Origin of the sequence: Paraburkholderia diazotrophica (genome assembly GCF_900108945.1) — a bacterium.
Classification (GTDB): Bacteria; Pseudomonadota; Gammaproteobacteria; order Burkholderiales; family Burkholderiaceae; genus Paraburkholderia; species Paraburkholderia diazotrophica.
Genome location: NZ_FNYE01000041.1, coordinates 1 through 18,100 on the forward strand (window position 1 = coordinate 1; position 18,100 = coordinate 18,100).

Annotated in this window: 17 protein-coding genes and 1 pseudogene; 15 read left to right on the forward strand and 3 right to left on the reverse strand. The window is 62.0% G+C overall.

The genetic code is table 11. From position 1 onward, the window contains the following. The 10 genes from BMW76_RS33020 to BMW76_RS33065 all read left to right on the forward strand — a co-directional run. Window positions 1-1,032, forward strand: a 1,032-nt coding sequence (locus BMW76_RS33020) for an electron transfer flavoprotein-ubiquinone oxidoreductase (protein ID WP_143062382.1), incomplete at its 5' end; no start/stop codon positions are given. A gap of 60 nt (window positions 1,033-1,092) precedes the next feature. After that, complete coding sequence (gene bktB, locus BMW76_RS33025; protein WP_090872919.1) at window positions 1,093-2,280, forward strand: beta-ketothiolase BktB; 1,188 nt, start codon at window positions 1,093-1,095, stop codon at window positions 2,278-2,280. A gap of 1,229 nt (window positions 2,281-3,509) precedes the next feature. Then, window positions 3,510-5,201 carry a 5-guanidino-2-oxopentanoate decarboxylase gene (locus BMW76_RS33030; protein WP_090872921.1) on the forward strand — a complete coding sequence of 564 codons (1,692 nt, stop codon included), beginning with the start codon at window positions 3,510-3,512 and terminating at the stop codon, window positions 5,199-5,201. Continuing rightward, complete coding sequence (locus BMW76_RS33035; protein WP_090873012.1) at window positions 5,198-6,703, forward strand: aldehyde dehydrogenase family protein; 1,506 nt, start codon at window positions 5,198-5,200, stop codon at window positions 6,701-6,703. The genes BMW76_RS33030 and BMW76_RS33035 overlap by 4 nt, the downstream gene beginning before the upstream one ends. Window positions 6,704-6,818: 115 nt before the next feature. After that, complete coding sequence (locus tag BMW76_RS33040) at window positions 6,819-7,916, forward strand: ABC transporter substrate-binding protein (protein WP_090872923.1); 1,098 nt, start codon at window positions 6,819-6,821, stop codon at window positions 7,914-7,916. A 5-nt stretch (window positions 7,917-7,921) separates the two neighbouring features. Beyond that, on the forward strand, window positions 7,922-8,848 hold the full coding sequence (locus tag BMW76_RS33045; protein ID WP_090873014.1) for an ABC transporter permease: 927 nt from the start codon (window positions 7,922-7,924) through the stop codon (window positions 8,846-8,848). Next, window positions 8,845-9,687, forward strand: a complete 843-nt coding sequence (locus BMW76_RS33050; RefSeq protein WP_090872925.1) for an ABC transporter permease — start codon at window positions 8,845-8,847, stop codon at window positions 9,685-9,687. Before BMW76_RS33045 ends, BMW76_RS33050 begins: the two co-directional genes overlap by 4 nt. A gap of 38 nt (window positions 9,688-9,725) precedes the next feature. Further along, window positions 9,726-10,799 carry an ABC transporter ATP-binding protein gene (locus BMW76_RS33055; RefSeq protein WP_090872927.1) on the forward strand — a complete coding sequence of 358 codons (1,074 nt, stop codon included), beginning with the start codon at window positions 9,726-9,728 and terminating at the stop codon, window positions 10,797-10,799. Window positions 10,800-10,897: 98 nt separating this feature from the next. Then, window positions 10,898-11,623 (forward strand): amino acid ABC transporter ATP-binding protein, encoded by a 726-nt coding sequence (locus tag BMW76_RS33060; protein WP_090872928.1) that lies wholly within the window; start codon window positions 10,898-10,900, stop codon window positions 11,621-11,623. Between the two features lie 29 nt (window positions 11,624-11,652). Further along, on the forward strand, window positions 11,653-12,576 hold the full coding sequence (locus BMW76_RS33065) for a LysR substrate-binding domain-containing protein (RefSeq protein ID WP_090872930.1): 924 nt from the start codon (window positions 11,653-11,655) through the stop codon (window positions 12,574-12,576). 196 nt (window positions 12,577-12,772) lie between these two features. Here the strand turns inward: BMW76_RS33065 and BMW76_RS33070 are convergent, their stop codons facing one another. Then, window positions 12,773-13,462, reverse strand: a complete 690-nt coding sequence (locus BMW76_RS33070; RefSeq protein WP_090872932.1) for a ferredoxin reductase domain-containing protein — start codon at window positions 13,460-13,462, stop codon at window positions 12,773-12,775. Between the two features lie 563 nt (window positions 13,463-14,025). Between BMW76_RS33070 and BMW76_RS33075 the strand changes: the two are divergent. The 3 genes and pseudogenes from BMW76_RS33075 to BMW76_RS42985 all read left to right on the forward strand — a co-directional run. After that, a pseudogene (locus BMW76_RS33075) lies at window positions 14,026-14,243 on the forward strand (DUF4158 domain-containing protein); the annotation flags it as partial. Window positions 14,244-14,375: 132 nt separating this feature from the next. After that, window positions 14,376-14,864, forward strand: coding sequence for a DUF7686 domain-containing protein (locus tag BMW76_RS33080; protein ID WP_245763478.1), 489 nt, complete (start codon window positions 14,376-14,378; stop codon window positions 14,862-14,864). A 34-nt stretch (window positions 14,865-14,898) separates the two neighbouring features. Next, entirely contained in the window at window positions 14,899-14,964 is a 66-nt protein-coding gene (locus BMW76_RS42985; protein ID WP_456090368.1) for a DUF7713 domain-containing protein, read from the forward strand. A 28-nt stretch (window positions 14,965-14,992) separates the two neighbouring features. Here the strand turns inward: BMW76_RS42985 and BMW76_RS33085 are convergent, their stop codons facing one another. Further along, on the reverse strand, window positions 14,993-15,292 hold the full coding sequence (locus tag BMW76_RS33085; protein WP_090872934.1) for a type II toxin-antitoxin system RelE/ParE family toxin: 300 nt from the start codon (window positions 15,290-15,292) through the stop codon (window positions 14,993-14,995). Continuing rightward, window positions 15,289-15,564, reverse strand: coding sequence for a YlcI/YnfO family protein (locus BMW76_RS33090; RefSeq protein WP_090872936.1), 276 nt, complete (start codon window positions 15,562-15,564; stop codon window positions 15,289-15,291). Before BMW76_RS33090 ends, BMW76_RS33085 begins: the two co-directional genes overlap by 4 nt. 469 nt (window positions 15,565-16,033) lie before the next feature. Here BMW76_RS33090 and BMW76_RS33095 point away from each other — a divergent pair, with 469 nt between their 5' ends. Further along, complete coding sequence (locus tag BMW76_RS33095; RefSeq protein ID WP_090872938.1) at window positions 16,034-17,029, forward strand: 2-hydroxyacid dehydrogenase; 996 nt, start codon at window positions 16,034-16,036, stop codon at window positions 17,027-17,029. Between the two features lie 98 nt (window positions 17,030-17,127). Next, a complete protein-coding gene (locus BMW76_RS33100; RefSeq protein ID WP_090872940.1) occupies window positions 17,128-17,946 on the forward strand; it encodes a hypothetical protein in 819 nt (272 codons plus the stop codon). Window positions 17,947-18,100 lie beyond the last annotated feature (154 nt).

Below are 18,100 nucleotides of genomic sequence, written 5' to 3' on the forward strand. Positions count from 1 at the left end.
GGCGCCGATCCGCAGGTCTACGGCATCGGCATCAAGGAACTGTGGGAAATCGATCCGGCGAAGCACAAGCCGGGGCTGGTGATTCACACGGCCGGCTGGCCGCTCGACAAGCACACCTACGGCGGCTCGTTCCTCTATCACACCGACAACAACCAGGTGATGGTGGGCTTCGTGGTCGGCCTCGGCTATTCGAACCCGTACCTGTCGCCGTTCGAGGAATTCCAGCGCTACAAGACGCACCCGGAAATCCGCAAGTTCCTCGAAGGCGGCAAGCGTGTGTCGTACGGCGCACGCGCGATCACGGCGGGCGGGCTGATGTCGCTGCCGAGGCTCGTGTTTCCGGGCGGCGCGCTCGTCGGCGATGACGCGGGCTTTCTGAACGCGTCGCGGATCAAGGGCTCGCACGCGGCGATCAAAACGGGGATGCTGGCCGCCGACGCCGCGTTCGATGCGGTCCAGGCCGGCCGTCAGTCGGATGAACTCGCCGCGTATCCCGAGTCGTTCAAGACCTCATGGCTGCACACCGAGCTGTACCGTGCACGCAACTTCAAGCAGTGGATGAGCAAGGGCCTGTACCTGGGCACGCTGATGGTCGGCATCGAGCAGAAGCTGCTGGGCGGCAACGTGCCGTGGACGCTGCATCACCAGCACTGGGATCACGAGATGCTGAAGCCGGCTTCGCAGTGCAAGCCGATCGACTATCCGAAACCTGATGGCAAGCTCACATTCGACCGGCTCTCGTCGGTGTTCATCTCGAACACGAATCACGAAGAGAACCAGCCCGCGCACCTGACGCTCAAGGATGCTGGCGTTCCCATCAAGGTCAATTTGCAAACATACGCAGGCCCGGAAGCACGCTTTTGCCCGGCAGGTGTCTACGAGTTCGTGAAAACGGACGAAAACGAAGACCGCCTGCAAATCAACGCGCAGAACTGCGTGCACTGCAAGACGTGCGACATCAAGGACCCGACGCAGAACATCGTGTGGGTCACGCCGGAAGGCGGCGGCGGGCCGAACTATCCGAACATGTGAGTCTCCGACGGGCGCAACCGCGCCCGTTCGACAAGACGCGTCAACTTTGGAGAAAAAACTATGAGCAGGGAAGTGGTGGTCGTAGGCGGCGTGCGTACAGCGATCGGCAAGTTCGGTGGCAGCCTGAAGGATTTCGCGCCGACCGAACTGGGCACGGCCGTCGTGCGCGAAGTGCTCGCACGGAACCACGTCGATGCAAAGGATGTCGGCCATGTCGTGTTCGGCAACGTGATCGCCACCGAGCCGAAGGACCTGTACCTGTCGCGCGTCGCGGCCATCGATGCCGGCATCCCCGACTCGACGCCAACGTTCAACGTCAATCGTCTGTGCGGTTCGGGCCTGCAGGCGATCGTGTCCGCGGCGCAGACCATCATGCTCGGCGATGCGGACGTCGCAATCGGCGGCGGCGCGGAGAACATGAGCCGCGCGCCGTACATCTCGACCGACGCGCGTTTCGGCTCACGCATGGGCGACTCGCGTCTGATCGACATGATGCTCGGTGCGCTGAACGATCCATTCCAGGGGGTGCCGATGGGCGTGACGGCGGAAAACGTCGCGCGCAAGTTCGGCATTTCGCGCGAACAGCAGGACGCACTGGCGCTCGAATCGCATCGCCGCGCCGAACGCGCGATTGTCGAAGGGCGCTTCAAGAGCCAAATCATGCCGATGACGCGCACGGTCAAGGGCCGCGAGGTCGCGTTCGATACCGACGAGCACGTGCGCAACGACGCAACGTCCGACGACTTCACGAAGCTGAAGCCCGTCTTCGCGAAGGAGAACGGGACGGTGACGGCCGGCAACGCATCGGGTATCAACGATGCGGCCGCCGCTGTCCTGCTGATGTCGCGCGATGCGGCCACGCAGCGCGGTATCGCACCGATGGCTCGGCTTGTCGCCTATGCGCACGCTGGCGTCGATCCGCAGTACATGGGTATCGGCCCCGTGCCGGCGACGCGTCTCGCGCTGCAACGCGCAGGTCTCTCCATCGGCGATCTCGACGTGATCGAAGCGAACGAGGCGTTCGCGGCCCAGGCGTGCGCCGTCACGCAAGAGTTAGGACTCGATCCCTCGAAGGTGAACCCGAACGGTTCGGGCATCTCGCTCGGCCATCCGATCGGTGCGACAGGCGCGCTCATTACCGTCAAGGCGCTGCACGAACTGCAGCGCATCAATGGACGGTATGCGCTTGTCACGATGTGCATCGGCGGCGGCCAGGGCATTGCCGCCATCTTCGAGAACCTTCGCTAAAGGCATGATGCGCGGCGCTGGCCGCGCATCGACGTGTAAATCGAAGCGATGAGGGCGATCGGTGCCGGTACATCATCCCCATCGGTGCGCTCGGGATCGCGAATATGCGTGCGGCTCGACGTCTGTCGCCACGCGTCAAAGAGCGTGACACATCGAGCAGAAATTTTGCACCGCCGACAATGCAAGCAACGCGCCGTGCTGGCAGCACAAGTGCGTAGATTAGGCAGCAGGGGCGGCGGACGGCTCGTGACATCGAATATTGAGCCGTGAGCGCCTGCAGCTGTCGATCGTGGCTGGCGACGTACTGGATAGCCGCATTTGCGACTTGCATTCCAGCGTCCTGTACACCGGCGCAAGCAACCGTTGACTTCCCGTCAAGCCGAACGGCTGTTACTGGGTCGACAACTGCTGACCGACGGGCAACGCCGCCGGTTTCTCCCGTCCGTGGCGCCGCGATACCGTAGACCGTATAAGCCTGTCAACACTCCGATGTAGTAGCGGCGCGGAAAGCGCTAGCGTGTTGGCACTCGACCTGCGGCCAGCATTTCGCGTAACAGCGGGCCTATATAGATCCGGTACGCTTCCTCTTGGCGTCTGGCATTTGGCATTTCTCTTTGCGCCATGACTTTACATAAATCAAAGTATCAATATTCGTTAGGATTTCATATAGAAATAGGTAAGTTGTCGTCGCATCGAATTCACACTACGAAGGGCGACTGAATAGAGAGTCGATGGCCCGCAATCTGGCGCAAAACAAGCGGCACAAGCAGGCGCCGCGTTGCGTCAGCTCGCGACGACACGATGATCGCGCCTTCGATCGCGGCGCGAGCCTGCCGCTCATTCTGCATGATCGGCTATCGGCTAATCGTAGAAGGTGCGTCGACAGGGGCGCGGAGAAACCCCCGGCGCTGCCGCTTACGCCCCACATATCCGCGCCGCTGCCCCGCACACCCGTTGATCCAACTTCGTCGAATCGCACTGCGCCAGCGGCGTGCGCGTGTTCGGAATCCCGCCGTCAGTATTCGGATGAAGTTTTGCGCTGTCTTCAGGTCACGTGGACAGCATGAGGGTTTTCCTGTGGTCATGCGCGACGGTCATGCGCGCCATGAAAACTTATCGATTGTTCGAAGTCGCACGAACCTCAACAATGATTTGGACCACGCAGTGTCTTCACAGGTGACACCTACCGTATCCGTTTCGAGCGGTACCAACGAGGAACGTGACAGGCGATGAACTTTCCCGAAATTATTGCCCACTTCGATGAAGCTGCAACAAGGCCGCCCGTGCGGCCTGCGACGAATGTCACATGTGGCGAAGCGCTCGTCGCTTTGCTGGAGGGATTCGGTGTCCAGTACGTGTTCGGTATCCCGGGCGTACATACGGTCGAACTCTATCGGGGACTCTGCGCATCGACGATCCGGCACATTACGCCGCGCCACGAACAGGGCGCGGGCTTCATGGCGGACGGATATGCACGTGTGACCGGCAAGCCGGGGGTCTGTTTCGTCATCACCGGGCCTGGCATGACCAACGTGGCGACCGCGATGGCGCAGGCTTTTGCGGACTCCATTCCAATGCTCGTTATCTCAAGTGTGAACGCGCGACGCCGACTGGGCACAGGGGACGGACGTCTGCACGAATTGCCATCGCAGCAGGGTGTGTTCAGCGGGTTCACCGCGTTCTCGCACACGCTGCTTGATGCCGCGGAACTGCCGCAGGTGCTGGCCCGCGCATTCGCGGTTTTTGGCAGTGCGCGACCGCGACCGGTGCACATCGAGATTCCGCTCGACGTGATCGTGGCGCCAGCGGGTGGCATGAATCTCACGCCGACAGCGCTGCCCGCAAAGCCTGCTGCCTGCCCGAATGCCCTGGCTGCGGCTGCAGACCTGCTCGCCGGGGCGCGACGGCCATTGATCCTCGCCGGCGGCGGAGCGTCGGATGCCCCCGTGGAGCTGCGCGAACTCGCCGAACGCCTGCAGGCGCCCGTCGCACTGACCATCAATGCGAAGGGTCTTCTGCCTGCTGGTCATCCGCTCCTCATCGGCTCGACACAGTCGTTGGCGCCAACGCGGGCAATGGTTCGCGAAGCGGATGTCGTGCTCGCGGTCGGGACCGAGCTGGGGGAAACCGATTATGACGTGATGTTCGACGGCGGCTTTGTAATCGAGGGCCTGCTGATCCGCATCGATATCGATGGTCAGCAGCTGATGCGCAACCTGCGCCCGGATGTGGCCATCGCCGGCGATGCACGGCACGCGCTCGGCAGCCTCTCGACGCGACTGCACGAATGCGCCGCGCACGCGCCGCAGTCCGACTGGGGCGCTCCGCGTGTTGCGGCCGTACGCGAGGCGCTGATGGCCGGCTACGACGGGCCGACGCGCTCACAGATGCATCTGGTCGACACGATTGTCGCCACGCTGCCGGATGCGATCATTGCAGGTGACTCGACGAGTCCCGTCTATGCGGGCAACTTCGCGTACGACGCTCAGGCCCCGCGTTCCTGGTTCAATTCGTCAACGGGTTATGGCACGCTCGGCTACGGACTGCCCGCTGCAATCGGCGCGAAGCTCGCAGCGCCCGAGCGGCCGGTCGTCTGTCTGATTGGCGACGGCGGTTTGCAGTTCACCTTGTCTGAGCTTGCGAGCGCCGTCGAAGCCCGGGTTCCCGCGATTGTGCTGCTGTGGAACAACTTCGGTTACGGTGAGATCCGCAAATACATGACGGCACGCGGGATTGCTCCTGTCGGCGTCGACATTCACACTCCGGACTTTATGGCACTGGCGCGCGGTTTCGGATGCGCAGCCTGCCGGGCCGGCACTCCGCATGCCCTTGCGGCGCAACTGCGTCATGCGATGCGGCGGGACATCCCGACGGTGATCGAGATCGACGAAGCCGAATGGTTCGCACGGGTGCCCGCATGAAACCGGAAAACCTCCTCCCGTCAGGCATCCCGTTGCGCACCGAACTGTACATCGATGGCTGCTGGCGTGCAGCAGAAGCGGGACGCCGTCTGGGCGTCGTCAACCCGTCGACGGAGCAGAAGATTGCGGAGGTCGCGGCGGCCGATGCCGCTGACGTCGACTGTGCGGTGCAGGCCGCGGCCCAAGCGCTGCGCAGCTGGAAGAATACGACGGGTGCCGCGCGCGCCGCTTTTCTCCGTGCTATCGCGCGCGGTGTCGAGGCGCGCCGCGCACATCTGGCTGCGCTCCAGTCGCTCAATAACGGCAAGCCGCTGGCCGAAGCGCAGACCGATGTCGACGATGTCATTGCCACCTTCGACTACTACGCGGACCTGGCCGACAGCATCGATCGGACGGGCGCATCCAGCGTGGCGATCCCGAGCAGCGACTATCAGGCGCAGATCAGCCGCGAGCCGGCCGGCGTCGTTGCGCTGATCGTGCCATGGAATTTCCCGATGGTCACCACGGCCTGGAAGCTTGCGCCTGCGCTTGCGGCCGGGTGCACCGTCGTGCTCAAGCCTTCGGAAATAACGCCGCTGCCCGAACTCGAGCTCGCTGCCATCGTGGCGCAAGCCGGTGTGCCGCGCGGCGTGGTGAACGTTCTCACAGGCACAGGCGCTGACGTTGGCGCTCCGCTTGTTGCGCATCCACTCGTCGCGAAGGTGTCGTTCACGGGCAGCACCGCGGCGGGCGCGCACGTTATGAAGACGGCGGCGGACACCATCAAGGGTGTGGGGCTCGAGCTGGGCGGCAAGTCGGCCATTATCGTATTCGCGGACGCGGACCTCGAACTGGCCGCCGATCTGGTCGCGGCGGGCGGATTCTTCAACGCAGGCCAGATGTGCTCCGCCACCTCGCGGGTACTGGTCGAGCGGCACGTCGCCGACGAGCTTGTCGCACGTCTGGCGCATCGCGTCACGCATACCGTGGTGGGCGATCCTTTCGCGGCCGGAGTACAGATGGGGCCGCTCACCAACCGCGTCCAGTATGAACGCGTGCAGCGGTTCATCGCACAGGGCAAGGCCGCCGGCGCACGTCTGGTGATCGAGGGCTCTGCGCCGGCCGGGCCAGGATACTTCGTGAAACCGACATTGTTTGTCGATATCCCGTCCGACAGCGTGTTGTGGCGCGAAGAGATCTTCGGTCCCGTACTTTGCGTGCGCAGTTTCGATACAGAGGAAGAGGCAGTCCGGGTCGCCAACGACACCGACTTCGGCCTCGTTGCTACAGTCGTCACGGAGGACGCCGCGCGCGGCAGCAGAGTCGCCCGCGAACTGGAAGCGGGCGTCGTGTGGATCAATGCACCGCAGCTGATCTTTCCGCAGACCTCGTGGGGTGGCTACAAGCGCAGCAGCATCGGCCGTGAACTCGGTCCGTTCGGCCTCGCTGCCTTCCAGGAAATCAAGCAGATCCTGATGCCAAATGAAAATACGCCTGCCGCGCAGCGCATCGGCGGCCCATGAGTTCACGTCATGACGCGCATGCAGAGATTTCGTTTGTTGCGCGTTTTTGACGAACCTACAGTTGATTCACCCACCACGCCGACACGCGGCCACGCGACTGAAACTGGAGACGACCATGCAAGACATCAAACGGGGCAGAAGGCAGGCCATCAAGACCATTGGCGCGGCGCTGGCGGCATCGGCACTGCCCATGCCATTCATCAGTACTGCCAGGGCACAGGAGAAGAGCTTCGCGGGCAAGACGCTGCGGCTCCTGACGTGGTCCGACGATACGGGCGCGGCGGCGCTGCGCAACATCGCCAACACGTTTAGCCAGAAGACGGGTGCCCAGGTCGTCGCTGACCGCGCGGACGGCACCTCCGGCATGGTTGCGAAGGTGAAGGCTGCCGGCGAGCGGCCCACGTACGATGTGATCACGCTAGCGGGTGTCGGTGCGTCGGGTCTCGCGGACGCGGGCCTGCTGATGAAACCGGACCTGGACAAGCTTCCCAACCTGAAGGACGTCGCCCCTCAGTACCGGACGGGCGCCAATGGCTTTGGCGTCGGCTATCTGCTCTGGTCGGACGGCCTGATCTACAACACATCGACGGTGAAGACGCCGCCCGCAAGCTATGAGGCGCTGTGGGACCCGAAGTACGCGGGCCGGCTGTTCCTGCCGCCGCCGGAATGGGCCGAGGCTGTCGATCTCGCGATCATCGCGGCGAAGATGGCAGGTGGCTCGCAGCAGAACATCGAGCCAGGATTCGCGCGGCTCGCGCAGTTGAAGGAGCGCGTGCTGACGCTTGGAGAAAACCCGAACCAGGTCGCCGATCTGTTCCGTACGGGTTCGCTCGACATCGGCGGCATCTATGCCCCGGCATTCTTCCCCGACCAGATTCGCAAACCGGAATATCGGATGGGCGTGACCTACGGAATGAAAGAGGGCTTCGCGACGCAGTTGATGTTCACCGTGATTCCGAAAGCGCATCCCGGCGATCTCGATCTGATTCATGCGTTCATCAACCATTCGCTCGACGCGACCGTCCAGGGGCGCATGGCCGCAGACGTGCTCAACGGTCCCGTCAACGGGAAGGCCGTCATCCCGGCTCAGAGTCGCGCGTTCGTGCCGTCGCCGCAGCAGATCGCCGAGAAGGCAATATTGCATGACGACAAGACGCTGGCCGCCGTCCAGCCTGCATGGATCAAGCGCTATACCGCGCTCTTTGCGGCGTGATGGAGATGCCTGCGCTCTCATCACGCCGCACCGGGCAGGCGGCATCCGCCGACGAGGCCGCGGGGCAGCGCCGTGTTCCTCCGGCGCTGCCCCGCGTGTCGCCGTGTTTGCTGCTCGCACCGATCTTCGCGTTTCTCATGGTGCTGGTCGCGGCCGCCATCGCGGTGCTGCGCATGAGCTTCGGCGTGCCTGGCAATGAGTGGCATGCGTTCACGCTGCAAAACTATGTGGACCTTGGCGATGAGTACTTCCTGCATTCCCTGTGGCTGACGCTGCGGCTCGCATTGCAGAGCATGGTCTGTGCGGTCGCGCTCGCGATTCCCGTGGCGCTCGCGCTGGCGCGCACGCAATCGCGCGTCGCGCGGCGGCTTTTGCTTGCCGGCGTGCTGTTGCCGCTGCTGGTCAACCTGCTGCTGCAAGGCTATGGATGGCTCGTGATGCTCGGACCCGCAGGGCTCGTCAATCATGCGCTACTCGCGGCAGGCGTCATCCGGCGGCCGTTGCAGTGGCTGTATCGCGAGAACGGCGTGCTGCTCGGCCTGATCCAGACGGCGTTTCCGCTCGCCGTGCTGCCGATTTCGAGCGCGATGCGCGCGATATCGCACTCGTATGAAGAGGCGGCCGCCACACTTGGCGCGACTCGCTGGCAGACGATGCGTCACGTGGTGCTGCCGCTGGCCATGCCGGGGCTCGTGTCTGGCGCGCTGCTCGTGTTCGCCTACAACGCGAGTGCATTTGCGGTGCCGCTTCTGCTCGGCGGGCGGCGCGTGCCGATGCTCGCCGTACTGGTGCACGACCAGGTGGCGCCGTTGCTGAACTGGCCCGCCGCATCCGCATCGGGTGTCGTGCTGATGGTGGCGACACTCGCCGTGATGGCCATCTCGCAACGGCTCGTGCGCACGCTGCAACGTCACCGGGAGTCCCGCTCATGAGCACCTTGCGTATTCCCGCGGCCATGCCCGGCCGGCTCGGCCGGCTGACAGGACTGCTCGCCACAGTCGTGCTCTTTCTCGCCGCGCTGCCGATCCTGACGATGATTACGATGTCGTTCGGTAATTCGGACACGCTCGAATTTCCACCTCAGAGCTTCGGTCTGCACTGGTACCGCGCAGCATGGCATGCGTTCGTGTCGCCCGATGCGGGCGACGTACTGTCGATGGGCGCCGCGCTGACGACGAGCCTTGTGGTCGCCATCGCGACGATGCTGATCGCCACCGCGATATCCGTGCCGGCCGCGTACGCCCTCTCGCGGTACCGTTTCCGGGGCAAGGCGATCATCGAGCAACTGGTTGCGCTGCCGCTCGTCTATCCGCTCGTCATGCTCGGGCTTTCGCTGCTGCTCGTCTTCAATGCGTTGCCGGTGGAACTCGGCGTGTTGCGGCTCGTCATCGCGCACGTGATTCTCGCGCTGCCGTTCACGGTAAAGAACTGCGCGGCGTCCGTCGCGTCCGTCGGCCCGGAGTTCGAAGAAGCCGCTTGCGTGATGGGCGCAAGCCCGCATCGCGCGCTCTTCGATGTCGTGCTGCCCCTCATGCGCCCGGGCATCCTCGCCGGGATGCTGTTCGCGTTCATCATCTCGTTCAACGAGTTCACGGTGACGTTTTTTCTCTACAGCATCAACACGATGACGCTGCCCGTCTGGCTCTACAGCCGCACGGTCTCGTCGCTGGACCCCACGGTGTTTTCGTTCGCGGTGGTCATTGTGATGATCGACTTTGGCCTGATCTGGCTGCTCGAAAAGCTCGTCGGCGACGAAGGCGTGGCGCTCTGATCTTCGCCGGCACAGGATCACAGGGATAAGGAATGCTCATGACTCATCTGACACTTCAGGCCGTCACCAAGCGCTTTCACAACACGTTCGCCGTCGATCATGTCGATCTGAGCGTGCCGGACGGAAAACTTGTCTGCTTTCTCGGGCCATCCGGTTGCGGCAAGACGACGTTGCTGCGAATGATTGCCGGGCTCGAAACGCCGACTTCAGGCTCGGTGATGTTTGCGGGCCGCGACCTCACCCATGTGCCGGCGAACCGGCGCGATTTCGGTATGGTGTTCCAGTCGCTTGCGTTGTTCCCGCACATGAGCGTCGCGGAAAACGTCGCGTATCCGTTGCGGTTGCGCCGTGTCGAGCGTGGCGCTCAGGCAAGACGCGTTGGCGAACTGCTCGAACTGATCCAGTTGCCGCATATGGCCAACCGGCCCGTTACCCAGCTCTCGGGTGGACAGCGTCAGCGCGTCGCGATTGCACGCGCCATTGCGTCATCGCCGAAATTGCTGCTGCTCGACGAGCCGCTCTCGGCGCTCGACGCGAAGCTCCGCGAAGCCATGCAGGTGGAGATCCGGATGCTGCAGCAGCGCCTGGGCATTACGACGATCATGGTCACGCACGATCAGCGCGAAGCTATGACGATGGCAGACGAGATCGTAGTGATGGAGAAAGGTCGCATCGCCCAGGTCGGCCGGCCGCTCGATATCTACCGCGATCCCGTGAGCGAGTTCGTGGCGGACTTCATCGGGCTCGGCAACATCCTGCCTGTGACTTTCGATGGCGAGGACAGAATCGGCTTGCCGGGCGGCCGGACGATCGTCGTGCATGCCGCTTCCCGCGTGGCGCGCACAGCGGGCGATATCCGTCTGCTGATCCGGCCGGAGGACGTGTGCGTGCGGCCCATCGACGCGACGCCGGGACCGAACGTTCTTGCCGGCAAGGTCACATTCGTGCGCGACGTCGGAGCTTCGATCGAAGCCACCATCGACTGCGACGGCTTCATGCTGACAGCGGCTACGACGCCGCGCGAGACGCCTTCCCTTGCGGTCGGCGCGCGGGTGCTGGCGGAAATGCCGGCCCATGCCTGCCGGCTGATCGCGGCACGCACCGCGCACTGAATCTTTTTCACTTCCTGGGCGCCACGAAGATGCAAGCCGGCATCGCCGGAGTGAACGGATATGGCGGCAGCACGACATCACGAGAGACAGGTTTCAATATGATTTCCATCAGCAACGTATCGAAATGGTACGGTCAGTTCCAGGTGCTTGCCGATTGCAGCGCCGAAGTGAAGAAAGGCGAAGTGGTGGTGGTATGCGGTCCGTCGGGCTCGGGCAAGTCGACGCTGATCAAGACCGTCAATGGACTCGAGCCGTTCGAGGGCGGCGAGATCACGATCAACGGTGAGTCGGTCGGTGACGCAAAAACGAATCTGTCGAAACTACGCTCTAAGGTCGGCATGGTATTTCAGCATTTCGAACTGTTCCCGCATATGTCGATCACAGACAACCTGACGCTCGCGCAGGTGAAGGTGCTCGGGCGGCGGAGGGACGAGGCTGCGGACAAGGCGCTGCGGCTGCTACACCGGGTCGGCCTGCGTGCCCACGCCGACAAGTATCCCGGTCAGCTTTCCGGCGGCCAGCAGCAGCGCGTCGCGATCGCCCGCGCGCTGTCGATGGACCCGATCGCGATGCTGTTCGACGAGCCAACCTCGGCGCTCGATCCGGAGATGATCAACGAGGTGCTCGACGTGATGGTCGAACTCGCACAGGAAGGCATGACGATGATGTGTGTGACGCACGAAATGGGCTTTGCCCGGAAGGTCGCGCACCGTGTGATATTCATGGATCACGGACGCATTGTCGAAGATGACCTGAAGGAAGCGTTTTTCGCGAATCCCAGGTCCGAGCGGGCTAGAGATTTTCTGGGCAAGATCCTGCATTAGAGGCCCCTTCGTACGGGACGGCTGCATCCATGAGACGACTTCCTCCATTACACGCACTCCAGGTTTTCGAAATGGTGGCTCGACACGGCAGTTTCACGCGTGCGGCCGAGTATCTATACCTGACGCAAGGGGCCGTCAGCCGCCAGATTCTCGCGCTGGAGGACTATTACCAGTTTCCGCTGTTCATCCGTGGCCCGAAAGGACTCACGCTGACGGCTGAAGGTGAGATGCTGTTGCCGACGGTCAGGGAGAGCTTTGGGCGCATCGAGGAAGTGTCGCTGCGACTCACACGCCAGCGCACGGATGTCGCATTAAAGGTGCCGACGTGTGTCATGCGATGGATGCTGCCCAGGATCATGCGTTTTCAGCTCGAACATCCCGACCTTCAGCTTCAGATCACGACGACCTGGCAACATGACGTCGACTTCCAGGCCGAGCCGTTCGATGCTGCCATCATCTATGGTTCATCGCCCGGTGCGGATGTTCATGCCGTACCGCTCTTCGACGAGCAGATCACACCCGTCTGCGCTCCTGAACTGCTGGGCAAAACGCCGCTCGAATGCGTTGACGATCTTGCTCAATTCACTCTACTGCATCCGACGCGCGACCATCGGGACTGGAAGTTATGGCTCGGTCATGCCGGCGCATCAGGGGTCGATGCGAACCTTGGGCCGAGTTTCGACACACTCGACCTGGCGACGAACGCGGCCATGCAGGGCTTCGGAGTGGCCATCAGTGACCGGACGCTGGTCAGCGAAGACGTGGCGGCCAGGCGCCTCGTCATGCCGTTCGATACCTTTGTCGAGACAGGGTCGCGCTACTATCTTGCGTATCCTGACTGTGTTGCCGGTCAGCCAAAGATGAAGATCCTGAGCGAGTGGATCGCCGTGAACCGGGCGCAACCGGCGCATCCAGTTGACGTAGCCGCTTCTCGCGGGGACGCTCACGCCTGAAGTGACGGCAAGGAGCGACGGCACGCGAGTCGCGTCGTGCCATGGCCGTGCGACGCGTTTCGATGCTGTTCACCTCCGCAGGATGAGACGCAGTCGCCGTTCCTTCTGTTTGAGCGCCTCCTGCGCGCTTTTTCTCATCGTGTTGTCTCGCGCGATCCGTTCATATTGGCAACGCGTGCCGTCGCTCCGCCGCAGGCTATGCGGTATGGTCACCGAGCACGATTTTATGAATGTTCCCGGCGTACACCCATTCGCGGGCCTGGCGCTCAATGCAATCCATGAAAGCCGGGGGACCACTGCAGTAAATCTGGGTGTTGGCATGAGTTGGACTCATTGCGTGAGAACTCTTCTGCGCGAATAGATCGTCGGACAAGCCGAAATAATGATTGACCTCACCATGACGTCGCAGCGCGTGAAGCTCTTCCCGTAGAACTGCGCGGTCGGCCGATCGCGCGAAGTTGTGCACCTCGAACCTTTGCCCCGTCGATGCAAGCCGCTTTGCGATTCCCGCGATCGGTGCTGCGCCTAGCCCACCAGCAAAGAGGATGGATCGCACACGTTCGTCCACAATCGTTGGCGGGCTTTCGGGGATGCCGACAAATACTTCGTCTCGTTCATTCAACGGAAAATCGGACCGCAAATTATTCGGTCTGCCATCGCCTCCTTGTCTCGTGCCGACCACGTAACCATCGGACAGGAACGAGAACCGGAGCAGAGGATAAATCCTTTCCTTGCCGCCTGCGCTATTCAGACAGAGGGTGACGCGGGACCCATCGTCGAATGGCGGAAGCACCGATTTATGCGTTGGTCGAAGTTCAACGGCATGGTATCCCTCAGCAATCTGCCATTTCCGGCTTACGATGACCGGAATCAGGTTGTCGTGCATGTCTTCTCCGATAGGGCTGGCATCTTCCGCAATCGGAAGGCATGCCAGTGTATGGATCGCAGAAAATGGCCGACCCGGCAACTATTGGAAGGGCGGCTATGGTCGAGAGTAGGGCGGACGGAAGTCGCCAGCAAGCCGCCGTAGTGGAATATCGCTCATGCGGATGCGCTAATAGTGGTTCATGCTGCTCTGCGCAGCGGCGTGTTCTCATACGTTCCATCAGTACGCGCTCGCCCGCATTGGGCGACGGAAACGACAGAACCACCTCGGACAATGGTGCGCCCGGTTCGTGCAGGCACCACCATGCGCACGACTATGCGGCTTTCGTCACTGATCCAGACGGGCACAACATCGAAGTGGTTTGCCACGAACCCTATGCTTAGCCTTCCATCGAGGAGCCCCTCATGTCAAACGGTCAGGCTGATCTCTCGGTCACGAGGCGATACATCGCTTGATGACGGGCACCGGGTTGAAGAAATGGATGCCGATCAACCGTTGCCGGACGCGCAGATACCTACTCAGGGCGGTAATCGAATCTACGATGGGTGCTTGGGGCACGCGAGATGGACCACTGGCGAACGGCTTATTTCGGAATCCGGCAGGTGCCGCGCGAACTCAGCGAATTCGAACTCGACCGTTTTTCACGTTCTCCAGACGCGAACTAGCCAACATCGATTCTCGCCGCTCTGATTTCTACCGGCTGGCCATGGCATTGCATGTCAGGTTCATACGGATGACAGGCCGGACACTCGACTCATACAAGCTGATTCCAACGACGCTAGCGCTCACGCCACTGTGCTTCTTTTGAAACATCCATTTCGTATTTGGCCACCGTATGTCTGAGCGCGGTCGGAGATCACGCCAACAGACATGTGACAATGACTACCGTCAACTGTGTTTGCAAGGAGCGCTGATGGCCGAGAACACCTGCGTTCGATGCGGAGCAATCCCGCCATCGCACGACGTTGTCAGCGTTGCTTCGGCGGACGGCAGCTTCCGGTTGCTCTGCAGCCGCTGTTTTAACACCGAGATGGCGGATCTTGCCGAGGTTCACGCCTTCGAACATCCGGAGTTCACGCCCGTGCGGCTGTCCGATGCGGATGGCGTCGTACACGAGTTCCATTTCCGCAGTCTGCTGTTCGGCGATCAGCTTTCACTGGAAGCGTTCGAGCCGGTTCCCGGTGACGACGACTATGCAGGCTTCCGTTTCCAGGTTCTCGGCGATCCGCGGTCGGACCCGTTTGAGCTGTTGGGCAATCTGGTCCAGAAGATGAAGCGTGCCCTGGCAGTCAAACATCTGGTCGAGGATGCGGGCCATCTCGTGGTAGCCGAAACGACCGTTCGTGGACGAATCGAGTGGGACGGCAACGAGAGAGACCGGCTGCCATGTGTAGTCATTTGATGGCAGGCGTGTCGACTGGTCCGACTTTGGGGCAATGTTAATTGCGTTCGAAGGTTGGCAGTTCCGGATTGACCTCGTGGATCCGGGTGACGAGGCGTGAGTCCGACGGACCATGGCCGACTGGCCGCCTAATAATAGTCATCGTCCCGCTGATGCCGGACGGCCAGGATAGTAACGGTCGTCGCGTCGTCGATCTCGAACAGGACAACATAGCCGGAAGAACCGAATGGGACGATCAGTTCGCGAAGGAAGGGATTGTTGGCGTCGGCCTTCCTGCAGGTGAAGGGAAACTCCTCGAGAATTTCGGTCGACTTGCGCAATGCCTCCAATGCGCGCTCGGCTGCCGCCACGTCACGGTCGAGCAGAAACTCATAGAGTCGCAGCAGATCGCGTCGTGCGCCGCCCGTATAACGGACCCGGAATGTCACGGTTTATTTCTCGCCCGTTTCGCTGTCCGGAGCATGCCCTCAAGCTCGGCATGCACGTCGCCAGCCTCGTAATATTCTCCGGTCTCACGGGCCTCGTTGCGAGCGGCGAGCCCGCGCGCAATGAATTCCCGCTGAAGTTTTCGCTGCGCGATGCTTGCGCGGAGCGAAGCCTCCATGAACGACGACAGGCTTTCGTTTTCATGCAGGACTTCTTCCGCCGCCCGCCGCAGCTCCGGCTCGACGCGCAATGCCGGGATCGTAGCCGTCTTCATGATAGACCTCCATGTATCGCTTTTGCGATACATTTTACCATCGTTCGCGTGAAAAACTGGCAGCGCGACCGGGCTGCGGATTCTCGACCTCTGAAGCCGTCGCGGGTCTGGTGGCGGCTCCAACGACGATTGAAAGGTGGGCGCCTGATTATTTCTCGCATACCGGTCCTCGAGAAACCGACCCTATGTGGGGGGCTCGAATGACCGCAGCGGCTGAGATGCCTGGACGGGATGTCTGGCAGGTTTCGTTGAGGTTTGTTGGACGCCTGACATTACACGTAACCGTGCACTAATGGCGCGGGCATTGGACCAAGGTCGCATTTCATCCCGCGCGCGCATGATGTAGTCTTTCCAGTGACCACCCTCTGCCCTTAAATTCCGACGACAGTCTCACGCTGCCTGTGCACGGGCGTGACGCGCGCCGTGGTTCTGGCTTTTATCGCGATTATCCGGAGATGGGAGGCACGCCATGGAGATCGCCATTTTCAGCTCGACGCCCTATGAGCGCCGCTACCTCGACGAGGCCAACGCGAATCGACATCACAGGCTGAATTTCTTCGAAATGCCGCTGACGGCCGAGTCAGCAGGTCTTGCAACCGGCCATCCCGCTGTCTGCATTTTCGTCAACGATCGCGCGGACGCCCAGGTGCTGGAGGCCCTCCAGCAAGGCGGCACGCGGCTGGTGGCGCTGCGCTGCACCGGCTTCAACAACGTCGATCTGGAGGCGGCGGCCCGACTCGGGATGAAAGTCGTTCGCGTGGTCGACTACTCGCCGAACTCCGTCGCGGAACATGCGGTGGCGCTCCTGCTCGCGATCAACCGGAAAATCCATCGCGCGTACAACCGGACGCGGGATTCGAATTTTTCGCTCGACGGCCTGATCGGTTTCGACCTGACGGGCAAGACGGTCGCTGTGGTCGGCACCGGCAAGATCGGCCGTGTGTTCGGGAAGATCATGCTCGGCTTCGGCTGTGAAGTGATCGGCTACGATCCGATGCCGTCGCGAGAGTTCGAGGCGCTGGGCGCGCGTTACGCGGCCCCCGGTGAGATTGGGGAGAGAGCGGACGTCATTTCGCTGCACTGTCCGCTGACGCCAGCGACGCACCACATCATCAACGCTGAAACGCTGTCGCGCGCCAAGCCGGGCGCGCTGCTGATCAACACGAGCCGCGGCGCGCTGATCGATACGGAGGCCGTCATCGAAGCCCTCAAATCAGGTCAGCTGGGCGGCCTCGCGATCGACGTCTACGAGCAGGAGGCAAACCTGTTCTTCAGGGATCTATCGAGCGTCGTGATTGCGGACGACCTCATCCAGCGGCTGGTCTCCTTCCCGAATGTAATCGTGACGGGGCACCAGGCGTTCCTGACGCGGGAAGCGCTGACCACGATCTGCGAAACGACGCTGCAAAGCGCAACGGCATTCGAGCAAGGACAGACGCTCGAAAACGAAATCAAGGCCCCGTGACTCACGCCTGCCGATATGCGGCGGCGCATTCATCAGATTGGAAGCCGATTCGGCCAGGTGGCGCGTTCATTCGAATGGAAGCAGAGGAGACTCCTTTCATGCGTGGATACTGCGGATGCATCGCCGCCCTGACGTTCGTCGCAACGTTCGCGCAGGCGTCGGACGCTGCGCCGACGCGAAGCGATGCGGGCGATCACTGGCAGTTCGCCGTGGCGCCATACCTGTGGCTGCCATCCGTGGACGGCACGATGCGCTTCTCGCTGCCGGGCGGCGGCGCCGATGCTTCCACGGGTCCATACGATTATCTGCAGAACCTCAAATTCGCTTTCATGATTCAGGGCGAAGCGCGCAAGGGCGACTGGAGTTTCTTCGCGGACGGGATCTATCTGAACTTCGGGCGCCACGAGAGTGCGGTCAATGCGACGAACGGCCTGTTCGGACCGCGCGAAACGCAGCAGAGCGTCGAAACGAGCTTTCGAGGCACGCTGGTCGAGATCGGTGGCGGGCGCACGATGATGCGGCAGTCGTGGGGTTACGTCGATGCGATCGTGGGGATGCGCTATCTTGGCGCGAAGGGCACGCTCGACGCGACAGCCTTCTCAACCACTAGCGCGGGCGTGGGCGCGAACCCGCAAGTAGACGTATCGCAGGTGCAGAACATTTTCGACGGCTTCGCGGGCGTGCGGGGACGTGTGTCGATCACGGGCGACGACGGCTGGTACGTGCCGTTCTATCTCGACCTCGGCGCCGGAACGTCGAAGTTCACATGGCAGGCGATGACAGGGCTCGGCTACGCGCTGAAGTGGGGTGACATCAGTCTGACGTATCGGTATCTCGCCTTCTACGGCTCGGGTGATCAGCTCGTGCAGACGCTGCGCTTCAGCGGTCCTAGCCTGAATGTAATCTTCAGGTTCTGAATGCGGGGCGTCTGGACAGTTGGTGCCGCGCACAACGAATCGACGGATGAACGCGCCATACATGACGAAAATATGACCGTTTGTACGTCGACTTGAAATGCACGCGCGGTAACGTATTCTGGCTTGTTGTACGCATATTTCGCCTGGCAGCACT

Excerpts from the sequence above, each read along its gene's own strand:
- bktB (WP_090872919.1), top strand. The coding sequence starts at position 1,093 with ATGAGCAGGGAAGTGGTGGTCGTAGGCGGCGTGCGTACAGCGATCGGC.
- BMW76_RS33030 (WP_090872921.1), top strand. The coding sequence starts at position 3,510 with ATGAACTTTCCCGAAATTATTGCCCACTTCGATGAAGCTGCAACAAGG.
- BMW76_RS33035 (WP_090873012.1), top strand. The coding sequence starts at position 5,198 with ATGAAACCGGAAAACCTCCTCCCGTCAGGCATCCCGTTGCGCACCGAA.
- BMW76_RS33040 (WP_090872923.1), top strand. The coding sequence starts at position 6,819 with ATGCAAGACATCAAACGGGGCAGAAGGCAGGCCATCAAGACCATTGGC.
- BMW76_RS33045 (WP_090873014.1), top strand. The coding sequence starts at position 7,922 with ATGCCTGCGCTCTCATCACGCCGCACCGGGCAGGCGGCATCCGCCGAC.
- BMW76_RS33050 (WP_090872925.1), top strand. The coding sequence starts at position 8,845 with ATGAGCACCTTGCGTATTCCCGCGGCCATGCCCGGCCGGCTCGGCCGG.
- BMW76_RS33055 (WP_090872927.1), top strand. The coding sequence starts at position 9,726 with ATGACTCATCTGACACTTCAGGCCGTCACCAAGCGCTTTCACAACACG.
- BMW76_RS33060 (WP_090872928.1), top strand. The coding sequence starts at position 10,898 with ATGATTTCCATCAGCAACGTATCGAAATGGTACGGTCAGTTCCAGGTG.
- BMW76_RS33065 (WP_090872930.1), top strand. The coding sequence starts at position 11,653 with ATGAGACGACTTCCTCCATTACACGCACTCCAGGTTTTCGAAATGGTG.
- BMW76_RS33070 (WP_090872932.1), bottom strand. The coding sequence starts at position 13,462 with ATGCACGACAACCTGATTCCGGTCATCGTAAGCCGGAAATGGCAGATT.
- BMW76_RS33080 (WP_245763478.1), top strand. The coding sequence starts at position 14,376 with ATGGCCGAGAACACCTGCGTTCGATGCGGAGCAATCCCGCCATCGCAC.
- BMW76_RS33090 (WP_090872936.1), bottom strand. The coding sequence starts at position 15,564 with ATGAAGACGGCTACGATCCCGGCATTGCGCGTCGAGCCGGAGCTGCGG.
- BMW76_RS33095 (WP_090872938.1), top strand. The coding sequence starts at position 16,034 with ATGGAGATCGCCATTTTCAGCTCGACGCCCTATGAGCGCCGCTACCTC.
- BMW76_RS33100 (WP_090872940.1), top strand. The coding sequence starts at position 17,128 with ATGCGTGGATACTGCGGATGCATCGCCGCCCTGACGTTCGTCGCAACG.